The sequence below is a fragment of the Pseudomonas sp. PDM28 genome, from assembly GCF_019219115.1.
Lineage (GTDB): Bacteria > Pseudomonadota > Gammaproteobacteria > Pseudomonadales > Pseudomonadaceae > Aquipseudomonas > Aquipseudomonas laurylsulfatiphila.
The window spans coordinates 234918-254015 of record NZ_JAHUWG010000008.1 but is presented as its reverse complement, the minus strand read 5'-3'; the positions used below and the strand labels follow the sequence as shown (position 1 = coordinate 254015).

The 19098-nt window shown below is 59.4% G+C and carries 12 protein-coding genes; 7 read left to right on the top strand and 5 right to left on the bottom strand.

Annotated elements, in window-relative coordinates; all coding sequences use genetic code 11:
• Positions 1-335 precede the first annotated feature (335 nt).
• A complete protein-coding gene (locus KW841_RS19850; RefSeq protein WP_218479301.1) occupies positions 336-647 on the top strand; it encodes a DUF6124 family protein in 312 nt (103 codons plus the stop codon).
• Positions 648-817: 170 nt separating this feature from the next.
• On the opposite strand, the gene tynA is transcribed toward KW841_RS19850, so the two are convergent.
• On the bottom strand, positions 818-3106 hold the full coding sequence (gene tynA, locus KW841_RS19845) for a primary-amine oxidase (RefSeq protein WP_218479299.1): 2289 nt from the start codon (positions 3104-3106) through the stop codon (positions 818-820).
• Positions 3107-3813: 707 nt separating this feature from the next.
• On the opposite strand from tynA, the gene KW841_RS19840 reads away from it, so the two are divergent.
• From KW841_RS19840 to KW841_RS19825, 4 genes are all read left to right on the top strand, one after another.
• Positions 3814-5208, top strand: coding sequence for an MFS transporter (locus tag KW841_RS19840; RefSeq protein WP_218479296.1), 1395 nt, complete (start codon positions 3814-3816; stop codon positions 5206-5208).
• Positions 5209-5385: 177 nt separating this feature from the next.
• Positions 5386-5886, top strand: coding sequence for a sigma-70 family RNA polymerase sigma factor (locus tag KW841_RS19835; protein WP_007972009.1), 501 nt, complete (start codon positions 5386-5388; stop codon positions 5884-5886).
• Between the two features lie 157 nt (positions 5887-6043).
• Positions 6044-7027 (top strand): FecR family protein, encoded by a 984-nt coding sequence (locus KW841_RS19830; RefSeq protein ID WP_218479295.1) that lies wholly within the window; start codon positions 6044-6046, stop codon positions 7025-7027.
• A gap of 98 nt (positions 7028-7125) precedes the next feature.
• Entirely contained in the window at positions 7126-9549 is a 2424-nt protein-coding gene (locus KW841_RS19825; protein WP_218479293.1) for a TonB-dependent receptor, read from the top strand.
• Positions 9550-9617: 68 nt separating this feature from the next.
• On the opposite strand, the gene KW841_RS19820 is transcribed toward KW841_RS19825, so the two are convergent.
• Together KW841_RS19820 and KW841_RS19815 are read right to left on the bottom strand one after the other, a co-directional pair.
• Positions 9618-11132 (bottom strand): serine protease, encoded by a 1515-nt coding sequence (locus KW841_RS19820; RefSeq protein ID WP_256357882.1) that lies wholly within the window; start codon positions 11130-11132, stop codon positions 9618-9620.
• A 250-nt stretch (positions 11133-11382) separates the two neighbouring features.
• Positions 11383-12534: an MFS transporter gene (locus KW841_RS19815; RefSeq protein WP_218479291.1), complete on the bottom strand. Its 1152-nt coding sequence runs from the start codon at positions 12532-12534 to the stop codon at positions 11383-11385.
• A gap of 165 nt (positions 12535-12699) precedes the next feature.
• Between KW841_RS19815 and KW841_RS19810 the strand changes: the two genes are divergently transcribed.
• On the top strand, positions 12700-13692 hold the full coding sequence (locus KW841_RS19810; RefSeq protein WP_218479290.1) for a diaminopimelate epimerase: 993 nt from the start codon (positions 12700-12702) through the stop codon (positions 13690-13692).
• Between the two features lie 129 nt (positions 13693-13821).
• On the opposite strand, the gene codA is transcribed toward KW841_RS19810, so the two are convergent.
• Together codA and KW841_RS19800 are read right to left on the bottom strand one after the other, a co-directional pair.
• The gene (gene codA / locus KW841_RS19805; protein ID WP_218479288.1) at positions 13822-15069 is read right to left on the bottom strand and encodes a cytosine deaminase; all 1248 of its coding nucleotides are present in this window, start codon (positions 15067-15069) and stop codon (positions 13822-13824) included.
• Between the two features lie 183 nt (positions 15070-15252).
• Positions 15253-16083, bottom strand: a complete 831-nt coding sequence (locus tag KW841_RS19800; RefSeq protein WP_218479286.1) for an alpha/beta fold hydrolase — start codon at positions 16081-16083, stop codon at positions 15253-15255.
• A gap of 261 nt (positions 16084-16344) precedes the next feature.
• Between KW841_RS19800 and KW841_RS19795 the strand changes: the two genes are divergently transcribed.
• Positions 16345-19074: a C2H2-type zinc finger protein gene (locus KW841_RS19795; protein WP_218479283.1), complete on the top strand. Its 2730-nt coding sequence runs from the start codon at positions 16345-16347 to the stop codon at positions 19072-19074.
• Positions 19075-19098: the final 24 nt, after the last annotated feature.

Genomic DNA, 19098 nt, shown 5'->3' with positions numbered 1-19098 from the left:
AGCCCTCAAGGTTACTTCGTGAAAGCCACAGCGCCTTGCGTCGTTGCCTACAGGTACGCCAGAATCCGCCGGCTTGTGCGCCTTGGGGCCGCTCGGTAACTTGCTCCGCGTCACTGATTGTCAGTGATCGGGTTTAGTAGCCCGTGGTGTTATCAGTAAAGTGCATAGGCTCTGTCAGTCAGGTATTCCCATCCCTGAACTTGATGGTGGCTGTGCGCAGGGCGCTTCGGCGCGCCGGTAAATGCTGATCTCCCCGGTCTACTAACCTGCGTACAGCCGCCACCCTTCTTTTTAGTAGAGAAGAGTTGGCGGCTCCATTCAGGAGTAATCAGCTTATGGTTAAAGTGACACCGGATCCGCCGGACACTGATCCGACATCCCCATCCGACCCCATTCCCTCAGCCGCCAACATCATGGCCACCCCGCGCAAACTCAGCACGATGTTCATCGTCAACCCGGAACTCGATACCGCAACCCTGCTGGCCCATGCCTGCGAGTCACTGGCATCGGCCAACGTCATGACCATGGATCTGGCGGATCGAACGCAGGGGACAAGTCGCAATACCCTGCTGGGCATCGCGCAAGTGATCCTGTTGGGGGAGTTGGCGGTGAACCAGGCGCTGGACCGGATCGATGCGCTTGGGTAGAGGATCAACGATCGGGAGATGCCTGACACACTGATGGAATTACCTGAACTCTGATTAACCCTGTGGGAGCGGGCTTGCCCGCGATAGCGGAGTGTCAGATAACAATGCTGTCGACTGACACTCCGTCATCGCGAGCAAGCTCGCTCCCACAGGTATTGCGTACGACCTGTTTACTTCGGTGCGCTGAGGTTCAAGGTCGGCGTTTCATCGAAGAAGTTCCATGGCTTGAGCAGCACGTGCACCCATTCGGTCGGCATGATCGGCCATTCCTCGGCGCGGGCGATGTGGGTGGTGCCGGTGGTCAGCCAGACCACGTCGTCGGTGTTCTCGATGGAGTGGTTATCCTGGGTGAACTGCCCCAGGCCCGAGTCCTTGTCCGAGCGGTTCGGGTACTTGCCTTCCGGGTATTTTTCCTCAGGGTTGTATTGGGTCACCCACAGTTGCTTGTCCATGAAACTCAGGCGGTGGTAGAGCCATTCGTCCTTGCCGAAGTTGGCGCCCTTGGCCACCGGGTGGGTGCCGCCGGCGTACGGAATCAGCTGATAGGAAACCGGGTTGCCGACCTTGTTCTCCTTGCTGAAGTTGGTCAGCAGGCGCACGGTCGACGGGTCGAATTTCTGCGCCGCCTGTTGCTCGGTGCCGACCACTTTGGTTTCGGTCTGCATGGTGCTGGTGCGCGGGCCGCCACGGTCGTTGGGCAGCACCACCGGGTTCACTTCCACCAGTGAGTTCTGCTCGCCGTCCACGTCCATGTCGAGGCGGAAGTTGTAGATGTGCTGGTGCGTGGTGCCGACGATGTTGTGATCGAGCAGGGTGCCGTAGCGCGTGTCTTCCCTGGCGGTGTCTTCGTGCATGGTTTTGGATTTCACGCCCTTGACCGCTTCGATGCCGGTGGCGCCGGCGTCGATGCCGATGGTGCCGTTCTGCTGGAAGACCCAGTCGAAGATGTAGTCATAGTTGCCCACGGTGCTGATCCAGCGCACCACCAGTTCACGGCGCTCGGTGCTGAGGTTGGGCTGGCCCATTTCCTGGTGTTTGTACTCGGGGCCGGCGTAGCGTTCGAACACCGCCATGGCGCGGGGGATCGCGGTCGGTGCGCCGGTGTAGTCGGCGATGGTGGCGTCCAGCAGCACGGCGTTTTGCGGGGCGTCTTTGCCGCGGGCGATCGGCGAGGTCAGGGTGCCCATGCCGTAGTCGCCGGAGTCGAGGTAGGCCTTGAAGTACCAGCCGATGTCCGGGTCGCCGTAAGGCACGATCATGCCGCCCAGCGAGCCTTCGTACATGATTTTGCGTTTCTTGCCCTTGTCGTCGTAGGTGACGGTGGACAGGATCGGCCCGACCCGCGAATCGAGGCGAACGTGGAAGTCCCAGTTCTGCCAGTGAATGCTGTTGCCGCTGATGGTGTAGTTCTTGCCTTCGGGTTCGATGATTTCCAGCGGTTTGACTGCGACGCCCTGGCGTCCGCGTCCGTCATACGGCGTCGGCTTCAGCGGCACCGGAATGAGCGCGTCGTCTTCGATCTTGATCAGTTTCTTCTGTTCCAGGTCGACAATCGCCACCAGGCCCTCGATCGGGTGCGCCCAGTAGTTGCCGTCACCGGTGTTGAGGTAGCTGACGATTTTCAGCAGGCGCTTGTCCTGCGCCAGGCCGTCCTTGCCGTCGAAGTAACCGACGGTCAGTGGCGTGGCCACGACCTTCTTCACGTCGTTGATGCCGCGCTTGGCCAGGGCCTGGGCGTATTCCGGGCTGGTCTCGACGGCCGATTGCACCGTTGCGAAGTCGTCCAGCAAGACCATGCCGTGGGCGCCTTCGATGGGCTTCCAGGACTTGAGTGTCTTGGTGTCGAGATCCACCAGCGCTTCGATCACGTGTTTGCCGTCGAGCACCACGATCGAGGCCTCGCGCGGCTGGGCGGCGTTCTGCCCGGTGAGGGCGAAGTTCCACACCTGATCCTTTGGCGGCGCCTTGACCGAGACTTCGGTGAAACGGAAACCGGGCTGGTAGTTGTCCGATTTCTTGACGATGTCCACGGCCGTGGTGATTTCGGCGGCGCTCAGGGGGTTGAGCGGGTTGGGGCGGGTCTCGACGACGAAGGTCTTGTCCAGCCCGGACTGGAACACCTGGTTGATGAAGTCGGTGGACATGAACGCCTTATGGTCCTTGAACACCACCGGCACCGTCAGCTCGATGCGCTTGCCGTTGAGCATCGCCACTTTGCTGTCGGGCTTGACCTTGAGATAGACCCCGTCCTTGGCAATGGTGAACAGGTTGGCGTAGTCGTCCCATTTCACCGTGGCACCAAAGGCCTCCAGACCCTCTTGCAGCGGCACCATGTCGGCATGACCGCCGTGGGCCTGGGCATTGTCCGCCCAGTAAGGCAGGCCAAGCGTGCCCAGCGTGATAGCCAGGGCGAGGCGGGCCAGCGGTTTTCTGTTTCGCAATGCAAGGGAGGTGAACATTCTGGGTTCCTTCGGAAAAGCCGATAACAGCCATGCCCGCACTTTGCTACAGCCAGTGAATGGCTGCATTGGGAATCCTGCCAAAAACCTTTGGATCTGTGCCTGATTGAGCGTAGTCGGGCGGATTCTGACTGTTTTTCTGTCGGTTGTCGTACAACGGTGAGGGGTCGATGACCCCTTTCAAAACTCACAAAGGAGCGAGCGACGCGTCGCGGTACCTGTGTCCAGGAGCCTGTTTTACGGGTTTATTCGATTATATGTCGCATTTTTAAGGCAGTCAGGCCGTTCAGGTCTAAGGAGTTTTCTTGTTGACAGTGACCCATGGGACTGGCTATAAATCGCTTAAGTCATACGACGACATATGACATGCGTGTCCACTATTAAAAATAAAAAGAGTGTCGACCTCAACATGAATCCAATCGCCTCCCTCTCGCCCCTGAAGTTCCCGTGTTCAGCCATCGGCTTCCATGTCCACACACCCTTGCGCCCGTTACCGGTGACAACCGGTCACTGACTCGCGTGAGAAACGCAGGCTGAGCAATCAGTCCCTGTTTTTCTGTGAGTTGTCTGATGAGTTGTCCGAAATCAGTTGGCGGAATATCGCCCGTTTCGTCGTGGACTGATGCATTGAAGTGAAGCCCGGCGGCCCAATCGATCTCGTTTTACACCGAGAGATCATCACCCAAAATCTACAATAAAGTGATGCCATGAACTTGAACGAGCCCATTACTGCGCAACGCGTCAGCCAGTCTGTCGGTAAATACCGATGGACCATTTGTGCATTGTTGTTTTTTGCAACCACCGTCAATTACCTCGACCGCCAGGTGCTCAGCCTGCTGGCGCCGGATCTGTCGAGGCAGTTTGGCTGGAGCAACACCGATTACGCCAACATTGCCGCCGTCTTCCAGTTCACCTACGCGATTTCCATGCTGTTCGCGGGCCGCGTAGTGGACAAGATCGGCACGAAGGCCGCTTTTGTGGTGGCGATTTGCATTTGGTCGACCGGCGCCGTCATGCACGCCTTTGCAGAACCCATGGGCGAGGGTATCGCCGCCATCTGTAGCGCGCTGGGTATTGCGGTCATCCCGGTCTCGATCGCCGGCTTCATGCTGTCGCGCGCCGTGCTGGCAATCGGTGAATCGGCCAACTTCCCGACCGCAATCAAAGTCACCGCTGAGTATTTCCCGAAGAAAGAACGCTCCTTCGCCACCGGCATCTTCAACTCCGGGGCTAACGTCGGCGCGATCCTGGCACCCATTTCGGTGCCGCTGATCGCTGGCTTGTGGGGCTGGCAGACAGCGTTCATCGTGATCGGCATGCTGGGCTTTATCTGGATGGGCGTATGGCTGGTGTTGTACGACAAGCCAGAGCAGCAGAAGCGTCTGTCGGCGCAGGAACTGGCGCACATCCGCAGTGATTCCCCCGCCAGCGCCGCTGTGCAGACGGGCGTCGGCAAAAAGGTTTCGTGGTTCCAATTGCTCAAATACCGTCAGACCTGGGCGTTCGCCTTCGGCAAGTTCATGACCGACGGTGTGTGGTGGTTCTTTCTCTTCTGGCTTCCGACCTACCTGTCGGAGCAGTACGGCCTGAAAGGCGCAGCCATCGTGGTGCCACTGGCCGTGCTGTACAGCATGACCATGGTCGGCAGTATTGGCGGCGGCTGGTTCCCCAGCTATTTCATGGCACGTGGCGACAAGCCGTATGACGGCCGCATGAAAGCCATGCTGGTGATTGCCGTTTTCCCGTTGGTCGTGCTGCTGGCGCAGCCATTGGGTCACATCAGCGTCTGGGTACCGGTGTTGCTCATTGGTGTGGGTGCGTCGGCGCATCAGGCCTGGTCGGCCAACATCTTCACCACGGTGTCCGACATGTTTCCGCAAAAGACCGTCGCGTCCGTGGTCGGCATTGGCGGTATGGCGGGTGGGCTGGGCGGAGTCTTGCTGACCAAGGTCGGTGGCTGGGTGTTCGACTACTACAAATCGGTGGGTGAAATCCGTACCGGCTACATGATCATGTTCGCCGTCTGCGCGCTGGCCTATCTGGTGGCGTGGAGTGTGATGAAGATGCTGGTGCCTCGCCACAAGGAAATTACCGACCTGTGAATGACGGCTTCGATGGCATCTGCAAGACGGAGTAACCTGTCGGAGTGAAAAAGGCCGCTGAGCAATCAGCGGCCTTTTTGCGTTTCGGGCGACAGGGAGCGCGTTTGGGGCGGCAAGCGATTGCTTTGGTTTAATAAGAAGCATTACTATTCGCGCCCGTTTCCACAGCACAGCGCAATGACCCTCAAGCTGCCCCGCAGACACGGCTTTTTCGAGCATTACGAAGAGTTGGTTGGTACCTGGACCCGTCGCCTGAGGAATCGTCAGCAGGCCGAGGACCTGGCCCACGATACCTTCGTGCGGGTGCTTGAGTCCGATTCGGCGCGGGTGGAACAGCCCCGGGCATATTTGCACCAGACCGCGCGCAACATTGCCGTGGATGGTTATCGGCGTGAGGACCGGCGGGGCGCCATGGAGTCAGAGGCGATCGATCTCAGTGAGTCGCCGAGCGGCGACCCGGAGCATTTCATGCACGCGATCCAGCTGGCCGATTCCATCGAACGGGCGCTCTCCGAGTTGCCGGTCAACTGCCGCAAGGTGTTTGTCTGGCAGAAAATCGAGGGCCTGACCCAGGCCGAAATCGCCGAACGCCTGGGGCTGTCCAAGAACATGGTGGAAAAGTATATGATCCGCACGCTTCGGCACCTGCGCGATCGCCTGGACGGGTTGCAGTCATGATGTGCTGCGGCCATGAACCTACCTGTAGGAGCTGCCGAAGGCTGCGATCTTTTGGCGGCCTTGGCGTTGCCGAAGATCAAAAGATCGCAGCCTTCGGCAGCTCCTACGCCAAGCCGATGTGGTGTGATGATTTTTCCCCGGCCCAACAGGAACTTCCATGATGGATACTCGTGATTGTGCGTGCGGGCAAACAACGGTTCGCGATGACGCGGCGCTATGGTTTGTACGTTTGCAGGAACCTGTCGTCGATGTCGAAGTGCGTCGCCGGTTCCAGGCCTGGCTGGACGAACACCCCCAACACCGAAACGAATTCGACGTGCTCCAGGGTTTGTGGAGCGCTGCCGATTTGCTACCGGCGGCGCGTTTGCGTGCCTTGTGTGAAACCCCGCCAGCCCTGAAAAAACCTCGCCCTGTGCTGCGTTACGCGGTAGCCGCCAGCGTGCTCGCGGTGGCGCTCGGCCTGGGTCTGTTCAGCAGCCTGAATCATCCAGCGCCTTACACCGCCGAGTTTTCAACGGCCCTGAATGAGCGGCGCCATGTGGCCTTGCCGGACGGTTCGGCGGTTGATCTGGACAGCCGCAGCCGGATTCAGGTGCGTTTTGAAAAGGGTCAACGGCACGTTGAACTGAGCGAAGGCGAAGCGATGTTCAGCGTCGCGCACGACACCCGCCGTCCCTTTGTGGTCGAGTCGGGCAGCGGCAAGGTCACGGTCACCGGCACCCGGTTCGACGTGCGCCGTGGCGCCAGCGAAACCCGGGTGGTGGTGGAGCAGGGCACGGTCAAGGTCCAGGGGCGCGAGGCTGCCGATAACGATTTCATCAATCTGACAGCGGGCCTGGGCACCCACGTCGATGCCCAGGGCAAGGTCGCGGCCGCCTACGCCGTCAACCCGGCGGAAATGACTGCCTGGCGCAGCGGCAAACTGGTGTTCAACAATGCCCGCCTGGCCGACGTCGCCGAGCAGGTCTCACGTTATCGGGAGAAACCGCTCAAGGTCGCCAGCGCAGCGGTCGGCGATCTGCGCCTGACCAGCGTGTTCAAGTCCGACAACACCGACGCACTGCTCAAGGCCTTGCCGAGCATTCTGCCGGTGGCCGTGCGCACCCTTGGCGATGGCAGCCAGGAAATAATTTCAAAATAAAATTCAGGTTTTTTTCGAGTTCATCGTCTTCCTGTTTAACTGCAACTGGTTTGCATTAACAAGCGCACACTTTTGCGATCCACAGGATTACGTTCGACGTGAAAAACTCCACCGCTAAAAACAACAAATTCCCCTGGTTGCCGCTGGCGCTCGCCCTGGCGGTCAACATTGCGCTACCCCAGGCCTTTGCCGCCGACGGCATCCGCATCCCGGCGCAACCCTTGGGACAAGCCTTGAGCCAATTGGGCCAGCAAACCTCGCTTCAGGTGTTCTTCAGCCCTGAGCTGGTCGCCGGCAAACAGGCTCCGGCGGTGGACGGCAATATTTCCCCGGAAGACGCACTGCGCCAGTTGCTGCAAGGCAGTGGCCTGCAATACCAGATCGATGAAGGTTCGGTGACCCTGATGCCGGCGCCGACTTCGGCGGCCAACGGCCCGCTGGAGCTGGGCGTGACTGACATCAAGGTGGTGGGCGACTGGCTCGATGACGCCGATGCCGCCTTGGTGCAGAACCACCCTGGCGCACGAACGGTGGTGCGCCGCGAAGCCATGGTCGAGCAGGGTGCGATGAACGTCGGCGAGGTGTTGAAACGGGTTCCCGGCGTGCAGGTGCAGGACGCCAACGGCACCGGTGGCAGCGACATTTCCCTCAACGTCGGCGTGCGGGGCCTGACTTCGCGCCTGTCGCCTCGCTCCACCGTACTGATCGACGGCATCCCGGCGGCGTTCGCGCCCTACGGGCAGCCACAACTGTCCATGGCACCGATTTCCTCCGGCAACCTCGACAGCATCGACGTGGTACGCGGTGCCGGCTCCGTGCGCTACGGACCGCAAAACGTCGGCGGTGTGATCAACTTCGTGACCCGCGCGATCCCGGAACAGGCCTCCGCGGAAATCGGCACCACCCTGGAAACGTCGCAGCACGGTGGCTGGAAACACATCGACACGGCGTTCATGGGCGGCACCGCCGACAACGGCATGGGCGTGGCGCTGTTGTACTCCGGCGTGAACGGCAACGGTTACCGTGAAAGCAACAACGGCAACGACATCGACGACGTGATCCTCAAGACCCATTGGGCGCCGACCGATGTCGACGATTTCAGCCTCAACTTCCACTACTACGACGCCAAGGCCGACATGCCCGGTGGCCTGACCCAGGCGCAGTACGACGCCGACCCGTTCCAGTCGGTGCGCGACTACGACAGCTTCAGCGGCCGTCGCAAGGATGTGTCGTTCAAGTGGGCGCGGCAGATCGACGATCGCACCCAGGCCGAAGTGCTGACTTACTACACCGACAGTTTTCGTGGCAGCACCATCGCCTCCCGTGACCTGACGACACTCAACTCCTATCCGCGCAGCTACTACACCTTCGGTATCGAACCGCGGGTCTCCCATGTGTTTGATGTGGGCCCGACCACCCAGGAAGTCAGCGTCGGTTATCGCTACCTGAAAGAGGCCATGCACGAAGAGGCCAGCCGAGTGGCGCTGGTCAACAACGAGCCGGTCGTGCGTCCGGGGGCGGACGGCCATGTCTATCAGGACCGCACCGGTGGAACCGAGGCCAATTCGGTCTACGTCGACAACAAGATCGACGTGGGCAACTGGACCGTCACCCCGGGTATTCGCTTCGAGCACATCAACACCGATTGGCATGACCGCCCAGTGCTCGATAATGCCGGTAAACCGGTGCCGGAGAAAAAGCGCAGCATCGAAAGCAACGAGCCGCTGCCGGCCCTGAGCGTGATGTACCACATGTCCGAGGCCTGGAAGCTGTTCGCCAACTATGAAACCTCGTTCGGCGCGCTGCAGTATTTCCAGCTGGGGCAGGGCGGTATCGGTAATGAGCCTGCCAACGGCCTGCAGCCGGAAAAGGCTAAGACCTACGAAATCGGTACGCGCTACAACGATGACGTGTGGGGCGCTGAGGTGACGCTGTTCTACATCGACTTCGACGACGAACTGCAATACATCAGCAACGATGTGGGCTGGACCAACCTCGGCGCGACCAAGCACCAGGGCATCGAAACCTCGGTGCACTACGATCTGGCGGCGCTGGACCCACGCCTCGACGGCCTGACCGCCAACGCCGGTTTCACCTATACCCGCGCCACTTATGAAGGTGAAATCCCGGGCTTCAAGGGCCGTGACCTACCGTTCTATTCCCGTCAGGTGGCCACCGCCGGCCTGCGTTACGACATCAACCGCTGGACCTGGAACCTCGATGCGTTCGCCCAGTCGAAACAGCGCTCGCCGGGCACCGGGGTGAATGCCGACGGCAGTTTCAACGGCAACTACATCACCGAAGGTTCCGCCGACGGCCAGTTCGGTGATATTCCGGGTTACGTGACCTGGAACGTGCGTAGCGGCTATGACTTCGGCCCGCAGGTGTCGAACCTGAAACTGGGTGCCGGGGTGAAAAACATCTTCGACAAGCAGTACTTCACCCGCTCCAGCGACAACAACTCGGGCATATACGTCGGCGCGCCACGTACGTTCTTTGTGCAGGCCAGTGTCGGGTTTTAATAAACAGGACTTCGAACGCGTGATAGTTCCCGCAGTTCCTCATCGAACTGTGGGACCCGGTTCTGTATTTATTCCGGGAGTTGGAAGTCGACGACGGAGGAAGGATTACCTGCCAGGTCCTCGGTTTTAAGACAAACCTTCATGGGGCCTTCCTTGACGCTGACTACAAAAAGCCCCCCTGTAACATTTTCGTAAGATCGTTGGTCGAGACAGTCTGTTTCGACCTGTGGGCCTGTTTTGTATTGGTACTTGCCGGCAAGATCGGGAGAGACGGTAATTGGTTTGATAACGTACGGGTCATCTTTGAATAAAGTAATGGAATATTCGGGGGGTAATTCGCTCGGCCCTTCCAACATCCACCGCCAGTAAATTTTGGCATTGCGCCCATCCCATTGGCCAGGAGTGGCGGCTTTTTGGTCCTGCCCAATAATGCATAACAAGTACATGCCGGCACCATCACGCAATTCTCGACGCAGGTTGTCCTTGTCACCTGAATTGCTTGCGACAGGTGCGCTGTAGTTTTCTGTTGCAACGCACTCTTCCAATGTTCGAGTGTACTTGTATCGGTAAAAATCTCGGTCTACCGAGAATGTTTGGCTCCATAGCCATGGGATGACCTGTCCGGACTGATCACGTTCAACCTTGATGTATAAGTCTGTAGGCTCATCCTCGGTAAAAGTGAAGGCCGGGCCCAGAGGGCAAGCGACGTTCATTCGAGCGAATTGACCCTCGCTAAAACACTCCAGTAAACCGATAGCTTGTGTGGCGTAATTGGTATCTGCTTTTTTGCTGACCTGTCCATCGGCCACTTCACAGGGGGCGTCGCGTTTACATCGCGATTTTCCGGAACCTCGTGTGCTTGTACCCACTATGGCAAAAATTTCATTGGTATAGCGCCCGAGAACGGGTGAGCCTGAAATACCCCCCACCACATCCAGGCACCGATTGCTCATTTGATCCTGCCATGCCCATTGATTCTCAATAATGCCTGCCTGATCTTCCCGTGGGCAGGCGATTCGCTGTATATACGCATTCTGGGGAGCCCCTACAATCAATACATCGGTCTCTGCGGGCAGATGGGTTGCCGGTTTCAATGGGAAGACCCCATCATTGATCAGTTGTCCGATGGTTCGATCGAGTTGAACTATCGTAATGTCCTGGCCGCGTATGGTACTCCAATTGATTTTTGTGACAGCGTACGACTTGGCGTCCCCCTCAGTGTCCTGAAAATAATTAAAAGTAACTTGCCCCGTAGTATCTACGTTTTCCAGCACTGTATTGGGGTTCAGGTTTGCGCAGTGTCCGGAGGTCAATACATACGCTGGTCCATCCTGTTCATCTGTTGTGCTGCGGGTATCAATCAAAGCGCCAGAACAGGTAAGTCCATTATTGATTTTTACACGACCAATCGATTGCCAGTGATCGTATTGTCCATTGCTGTTGTTGAGGGGTTGCGCGTTGGAGAAGTTGGCTGTTCCTTCACCCCAGTCCTGTTTTATCTCTATTGAGCCGATTGCGACATTTGTATTGAAGATAATCAGAAGAAAAAGGGCTTTTGATTTTATGTTTTGAGCGTGTTTCATTTTATTCATCCTTGTTTGGGGGTTTCCTCGGTTCAGGATGAGCTAGAGCTGATCTTGTTGTGTACTTTTATATTGTTAATGGAAGTGTGTTTTTGTTGTTGGTTTTTATTTGTGAAAATCTTCTTGAGGTTTTAGTGTGCAGGCCAGTGTCGGGTTTTAACGCCTGATGCGCAAAAGATCGCAGCCTGCGGCAGCTCCTACAGGGGGATACGATCCTTGGAGCTGCCGCAGGCTGCGATCTTTTCGCTGTTCAAACCCTCAACACCCTCCCGCCAACGGCCACCGCCACCAGCAGCACCGCCATCAACCCGAAGGCAAAACTCAAGCTGGCGCCATGGGCGACAAAGCCGATCAGCGCAGGCCCTGCGAGTATTCCCGCATAACCCAGGGTGGTAATGGCCGGCACGGCGATGCTCTCGGGCATGACCGTCTGCTTGCCCACGGCGGTGTACAACACCGGCACTATGTTCGAGCAACCGGCGCCCAGCAGCGCGTAACCCACCAGCGCCGCCTCCCAACTCGAGGCGAACGTCGCCAGAAACAAGCCCGCGGCAGCCGTCAGGCCGCCGAACACAATCACTCGTGTTGCACCCAACCGCCGCACGATTTTGTCGCCGGTCAAACGCCCGGCCGTCATGGTCAAGGCAAACGCCGCATAGCCGAGGCCCGCATACGCCGTGTCGATGCCTCGTTCCTGTGCCAGGAATACCGCGCTCCAGTCCAGCGCCGCGCCTTCGGCGAGGAACACGATGAAGCACATGCCACCGATAAACAGGACGATGCCATGGGGCACCGCGAACGCCGGCCCCGAGCTCTCACTGCCGTAGGGCAACAGGTGCGGCACGGCCTTGGCCAAGGCGATCAGCAGCATCACGATCACCACCAGCGTGGCCCCCAGCGGTGAAATCCCCAGGCCCAGCAAGCCGCTGACGCCTGCCGCACCGACAATCCCGCCGAGGCTGAACAGGCCATGGAAACCCGACATCATGTTTTTGCCGCTGGCGCGCTCGACGATCACCGCTTGCAGGTTGACCGTCGAATCCACCGTGCCAAGGCCCGCGCCGAACATGAACAGCGCCGCGATCAAGGCCGGAATCGATGACACCGTGGCCAGCAGCGGCAGGGCGGCACAGATCAGCAAGGTCCCGCCGGTCGTCACCCGCCGGCAGCCGAAACGCGTGGCCAGGATCCCGGCCATCGGCATCGCCAGGATCGATCCGACCCCCAGACACAGCAGCAACAGACCCAGGGTGCCTTCATCCAGCCCGGCCCGGGCCTTGGCATAGGGCACCAGCGGCGCCCACGCGGCGATGCCGAACCCGGCGATGAAAAAGGCGATGCGCGTGGACATCTGTTCCAGGCGGCCGGGAACGAAGGTGGTCTGGCTGTTGAGGCTGGTCATATCAATCCCTGGCAAAAAACGTCACGTCCTCAACGGACAGTGATCGACCGAGGAGGGTTCGATCAGTGCCCGGAAAGTTTTACGGTCAAACAGGGCGACATCCTTGCACAGCGCTGCTGTTTTTCGCGATATGTTGAGCCATTCCAATGACACACGGAGGGCGCCATGGCGCAGAGGTACGATGCACGGGGCAATATTTACATCGTGGTAGCGCCCGAAGAATTGCGCCACCAGGGCATCGACTTGCCCGCTCAGGCGAGCCTGGCAGCACAAATTCGTCAGGCATGGGCTGCGGCGGCCATCGAAGCCTGCTGCAACTGGGCACCCGGCACGCAACCGGCCGGCAGCAAGGATCATCGCAGCGACGGGTTGCTGGTCGGACCGTTCCAGTTCTCGCCACCCTTTGACCTGTTGATCGTCAACACCGACGGTACCCTGGCCGAACGCAGTGGCAACGGGCTGACGATTTTTTCTCAGGCGTTGAGCGACCAAGGGCTTTTACCCCGCGACGAAGCCTGTCTGCTCAAGGTTCACCACGATAAATCCGACACGCCTTCCCCGGGGCAGACTTCGGTGAAAGTCGCTGAAGTCGAGGACGTGCAGGGTTTCTGGCTTGACCTTGGCCAGCCTGGTTTCGGGCCATCGGCGGTCAGTGCCGAGGGTGTTGAAACGGTGCTGTTGAATGGCCGCGAACTCAGCCACGTCAAACCGCTGTCGGCACTCAATGGCGCATGGTCACGTAGCCAGTTCGCGCGGGTCGGCAATCCGCATTGCGTGACGCTGGTCGAAAACGCCGACGACTTGCCGGGCAACGAGCAGATGCGAGAACCGGCGCTGGGTGAAGGGTTGATGCGAATTGCCTACGCCATGCCGGTCGGTGCAGGCAAACCCTGTCCGGCGGGGATCAATCTGCAATGGGCGATGCGCTTGTCCGAAGGACACATCGCCGCGCGGGTATTCGAGCGCGGCGAGGGGCCGACGGCGTCTTCGGGGACCAGCGCCAGTGCGGTGGCCTGTGCGGCCTGGCGCGTGGGTTGGGTCAGGGCCGGGGAGGTGAAGGTGACGATGCCCGGTGGCACCGCGCCGATCTTGCTGGAAGAGGAGCAGGGGGAGTTGAGTCGGGTCAGTCTGTTTGGTACGGCTCGAATGATGGATTGATTGTCAGATCGCCATCGCGGGCAAGCCCGCTCCCACAGGATTGCAGCCATACACAAATATTGTGTCCACTGAAGATCACTGTGGGAGCGGGCTTGCCCGCGAAGGGGCCATCACATTCAGCAGAAAATCTCAGCTCAAATCACCACTGAACTCCACCACCGGCATCGTCCGCTTCATCAACACCTTGCCCTCGCGCACCGAGTACAACGGCAACCCCTGGCTGCGGATCACTTCGTAATCACTCTCCGCCGACAGAATCAGCAGGTTCGCCGGCCGCCCGCGTTCCAGGCCATAGCGCTCGCCGAGGTTCATGGCCCTGGCGCTGTTGTCCGTCACCAGGTCCAGCGCGCTTTGCAGGTTGCGATAACCGAGCATGTGGCAGATGTGCAGCCCGGCCTCGAGCACCCGCAGAATGTTGCCATTGCCCAGCGGGTACCACGGATCGACGATGGAGTCCTGGCCGAAGCACACGTTCATGCCCGCTTCCAGCAACTCGTTGACCCGGGTCACGCCCCGGCGTTTCGGGAAGCTGTCGAAGCGGCCTTGCAGGTGGATGCTTTCGGTGGGGCAGGAGACAAAGCTGATCCCCGAATGCCCGAGCAAGCGAAACAGCTTGGCGCAGTAGGCGTTGTCGTAGGAGCCCATGGCCGTGGTGTGGCTGGCCGTGACCCGCGAACCCATGTCGCGGCTGCGGGCCTCTTCGGCGAGCACTTCGAGAAAGCGTGAATGCGGGTCGTCGGTTTCGTCGCAATGCACGTCGACCAGGCAACCGCTGCGTTCGGCCAGGTCCATGAGGAACTTCACCGAGCTGACACCCTGGTCGCGGGTGTACTCGAAATGCGGAATGCCCCCGACCACGTCCGCGCCCATGCGGATCGCCTCTTCCATCAACTCGCGACCATTGCGGTACGACTCGATGCCTTCCTGAGGGAACGCGACGATTTGCAGGTCGACCAGGTGCCGGCTTTCCTCGCGCACTTCGAGCATCGCCTTGAGTGCGGTCAGTTGCGGGTCGGTGACGTCGACGTGGGTGCGCACATGCTGGATGCCGTGGGCGGCGAGGGCCTGGATGGTTTTTTTGGCGCGGGTCTTGGTGTCTTCCTGGGTGATGGTCGCCTTGCGTTCGCCCCAGCACTCGATGCCTTCGAACAGCGTACCGCTCATGTTCCAGCGCGGCTCGCCGGCGGTGAGGGTGGCGTCGAGGTGGATGTGCGGCTCGACAAAGGGCGGCACCACCAGGTTGCCGCCGGCATCCAGGTCGCCAGGGCCCAGGGTCGGGGCCTCGATCTGGCGGGCGATGCTGCTGATCAGGCCGTTTTCCAGGTTCAACTCATGCAGGCCTTCCTGGTTGCGCAGACGGGCGTTGATGATGTGCATCGGGCGAGTCCTTTTAGCGATTCGTGTAGGCAATATCTCTACGTTAGCTCGGTGGTGGCGATCCCCGCCAGTTCCAAATGTGGGAGCGGGCTTGCTCGCGAAGGCGGCTGTACATTCGACATATGCATCGACTGATACTCCGCTTTCGCGAGCAAGCCCGCTCCCACAGTGGTTTTGGTTCCGTCAGGAAGATTGGTTCAGGGGCAGAAAACGCAGCAACGCCGCGACTATGGCTTCGGGCGCATCTTCCTGAACCAGATGACCGGCGTTGGGTATCGGATGGAACTGCGACCCAGGAATCATCTGCTGCAAGGCCCGTCCGCGTTCGACGGGAATCCACTGATCGTCTTCACCCCAGAGAATCTGCACCGGGCAGCGAATCGTCGGGTACAAACCTTCGGCCTCACGGGTATAGCGCTCGTCCATCTGTGCTATCTGCCGGTAGAACGCCGCTTGGCCCCGCTCTCCCAGCCACGGCAGAACGTAGGGGGCGAGTTCGGCGTCGGGGATGTCGCGCTGGATGGCCCCGCGAATATAGGTCGGCACGATGGCCCGCTGGATGTAATCGGGCAGTCCGCTGAACGCCGCTTCATGCTGGCGCACATGCTGCACGAATGGCGAACCCCAGGGCGTCAGCGCCACCGGATCAATCAGCGTCAGGCTGCGGTAATCCTTGCCGTTGAGCAGATGCGTGCGCAGGGCGGTGGCGCCGCCGAAGTCGTGGGCCACCACGTCGGGGCGATCCAGGCCCCAATGCTCCAGCAACTGTGACAGCAACTCGTTCTGCACACCCAGGGACACGTCGCCATCTACTTTCTCGGATTGCCCGTAGCCCAGCAGATCGAAATAGTGCACCCGGTGCGTGGCGATGAAATGCGGGGCAATCCGGTGCCAGACACAGGAGGAGAAGGGCGTGCCATGCACGAACACCAGTGGCGGGCCATCGCCGCGTATGGCATAGCGGATGGCATGTCCGTTGAAATCGAAGACCTGATCCAGTGGCCAGTCAGTCATGGGAATCTCCTTTTGGTAGGCGCGCGAACAGGAAACGGGTGATTGACCTGTGGCGAGGGAGCTTGCTCCCGCCGGGCTGCGAAGCAGTCCAATTTTTTGGGGCCTCGGACGGCGCGGTCGATCCGACAAACGCCCTCGCCACAGTCTGGACCGGTTGGCATTGGCGGTTGACGAGTTTTTTTGATCGCTGGGATCACCGGGATTCATGACTGTCATTTCTGTCAGTAGACGCTGACAGACTCTGGATGTTATCCAGAGCCCATGGACAATATCGGTGTGCATCACGCAACACCCAGCCTCGCGGTCATGGATTCGCGAGGGCTCGTTGTGCGTGGTGTGGGCTACTGGCGCTCACAAGCGGGGCAAGCGCCGCAGGCGCGGGTCACGCGACAGGTATTCGATGCGGCGGGGCGTGGGGTTGAACAGTGGGATGCGCGGTTGGCTGCGCCGGCGATGCGCAATGGCTTTAGTTTGCCGGGGCAGGTCTTGGCGACGGACAGCGTTGATGCCGGTTGGCGCGTGTCGCTGCTCGGGCAAGCCGGTGAAACCCTGAGCCGGTGGGACAGCCGAGGCTCGCGGCAGGACTTTGAATACGACACCTCGCTACGCCCGACGGCGGTGTTGGAGCAGGCACGTGGTGAGGCGGGGCGGGTGGTTGAACGCTTCAAGTATGGCGCCGCCGATATCGAGGTCGGCAATCAATGTGGTCGACTGATTCGCCACGACGATCCGGCCGGCACCCGGCATATGCCCGAGTACGATTTGCTGGGGCTGGCGCAAAGTGAAATCAGCCACTTTCTCACGGAGTTGGACACACCCGATTGGCCGCTGGACGAGTCGGCACGTGATGCATTACTTGAACCCGGGGTGGGGCTGGAGACTCGCTGGGCCTATGACCCCGCCGGGGATTTGCTGAGCCTTGTCGATGCCGGCGGCCACCGTCGGCGATTCGCTTACACCGTGGCTGGGCAGCTCAAGGAGGGCTGGCTGCAACCGGCGAATAGCCCGGCCCCCGGCCAGTGCCTGGTCCACGATATTCGCTACAACCCGAGCCATCAGGTTGAACGGGAAACCGCCGGCAACGGCGTGATTACCAAGGCCGAGTACGCCCCCAGCGACGGCCGCTTGCTGCGTTTGACCGCCGGGTTGCCTGGCGCGTCGCCCGTGCAGGATCTGAGTTACGAAGTCGATGCAGCTGGCAACATCGTGGGCATCAAGGACCACGCATTGCCGGTGCGCTTCTTCAAAAACCAGCGCATAGAGGCGCTGCGCACCTTCGACTATGACAGCCTCGGCCAGTTGATCGGCGCAACCGGTTGGGAAGCCGAACAAACCGCCGCTTATCCAGTGACCCGTTACCGCACCCGAAACGACCCCAACGCCGTGGTGAACTACCGCGAGGAATACGACTACGACCCGGCCGGCAACATGACCGAACTGCGGCACCTCGGCGCGCAACCCTTCACCCGGAGCTGGGTCGTTGCCACAAGCAGCAATCGCAGCCTGCTCGAAGAGGATCAGCCGCTGGATTTCGACAACCACTTCGACCGCAATGGCAACCTGCGCTTCCTGCAGCGTGGCCAAGCCATGACCTGGGATTTGCGCAACCAACTGACCAGCGTGTCACCGGTACAACGGGAGAACGAAGCCGACGACACCGAACGCTACCTCTATGGCGGCGGAGGCAAGCGCCTGCGCAAAGTCCGCACGGCCCTGACCGATGCTCGAACCGTGACCAGCGAAGTGCGCTACCTGCCGGGACTGGAGATCCACCTTCACAACGGTACCCCGACGCATCAGGTGCTTGATCTGGAGGCCGGACGCAATCGGGTGAAATGGCTGCAAGGGCCGCATGCGCCGACGTTCGCGTTGCGCTACCACCTGACCGACCATCTGGGCTCCGGCACGCTGGAACTCGACGACCACGCCAACGTGCAGAGCCGGGAAGCCTATTACCCGTTCGGCGGCACGGCGTGGGAGAACCACCGCGACCAGAGCGGCGCCTGGAAAACCCTTCGTTATTCGGGCAAGGAGCGGGATGCGACCGGGTTGTATTACTACGGTTATCGGTATTTTGCGCCGTGGTTGAGTCGGTGGATCAATCCCGATCCGGCGGGGGCGGTGGATGGGTTGAATTTGTATGGGTTTGTGGGGAACTCGCCGGTGGGGAGGGTGGACCGGGATGGACGGGTGGGGTCATTGTTTGGTGATCAATCTCAAACTTCGTTGCAGTCAGGCAATACCGTAGCTGATAGCAGTCAGGTCCCGACTGACGTAAAGGAAGGAAACTTCAACTCACAAGACCCATTTTCACATTTATATGAGGCACCGGTAACGGATGATGAGGCAGGTCGTGCTTACCTTTACCTGGGTGTGGCGTCATTGCCTGTAGCGAATCCATCCACCAGTTCTCCGGCTGGTCCAGCGCCGGAGGTATTAGCGGCCTCGGCAAAGCGTTTTCCTTGCACAGTGTGTGGTAAAGATTATTCGCGAGCTGACTCTCTAGCTGTACACCAACGGACCCATACCGGAGATTTTCGTTACAAATGTAATTGGCCTAATTGCGGCAAATCGTTTTTACGGAGTGATGCTCTTGCCGGACATCAAAAAACTCATACGGGTGAGAAACCGTATATTTGTAGTGATGTCAGTTGCGATAAATCCTTCTCTCTAAAAAATGACCTTATCAAACACATGCGAATTCATACGGGTGAAAAGCCTTATGTTTGCGATGTAAATAGTTGTGGTAAAGCTTTTGCGCGAAAAGATGTCCTTGTCAAACACAAGCGTGCGCATTTAGGTGAAAAACTGTACTTATGTGGCGAAGCCAATTGTGGTAAGTCGTTTACGCAGAGAAGTAATTTACTCCGACATGCTGAGTCCCATCAGATAAAAGACTCTTGCCCGGTTGCAGGATGTTTTAGCCGCTTTGGTTCTCGGGCAAAATTGAATCGACATATGAAGCAGCGGCATTCGAATCAAGTAGCATAAAAACCACCGATTGCCGGTGGTTTT

Coding starts and splice junctions, on each gene's coding strand:
- KW841_RS19820 (WP_256357882.1), bottom strand. CDS start 11,132: ATGAAACACGCTCAAAACATAAAATCAAAAGCCCTTTTTCTTCTGATT.
- KW841_RS19830 (WP_218479295.1), top strand. CDS start 6,044: ATGATGGATACTCGTGATTGTGCGTGCGGGCAAACAACGGTTCGCGAT.
- KW841_RS19835 (WP_007972009.1), top strand. CDS start 5,386: ATGACCCTCAAGCTGCCCCGCAGACACGGCTTTTTCGAGCATTACGAA.
- KW841_RS19840 (WP_218479296.1), top strand. CDS start 3,814: ATGAACTTGAACGAGCCCATTACTGCGCAACGCGTCAGCCAGTCTGTC.
- KW841_RS19800 (WP_218479286.1), bottom strand. CDS start 16,083: ATGACTGACTGGCCACTGGATCAGGTCTTCGATTTCAACGGACATGCC.
- KW841_RS19810 (WP_218479290.1), top strand. CDS start 12,700: ATGGCGCAGAGGTACGATGCACGGGGCAATATTTACATCGTGGTAGCG.
- codA (WP_218479288.1), bottom strand. CDS start 15,069: ATGCACATCATCAACGCCCGTCTGCGCAACCAGGAAGGCCTGCATGAG.
- KW841_RS19795 (WP_218479283.1), top strand. CDS start 16,345: ATGGACAATATCGGTGTGCATCACGCAACACCCAGCCTCGCGGTCATG.
- KW841_RS19815 (WP_218479291.1), bottom strand. CDS start 12,534: ATGACCAGCCTCAACAGCCAGACCACCTTCGTTCCCGGCCGCCTGGAA.
- KW841_RS19850 (WP_218479301.1), top strand. CDS start 336: ATGGTTAAAGTGACACCGGATCCGCCGGACACTGATCCGACATCCCCA.
- tynA (WP_218479299.1), bottom strand. CDS start 3,106: ATGTTCACCTCCCTTGCATTGCGAAACAGAAAACCGCTGGCCCGCCTC.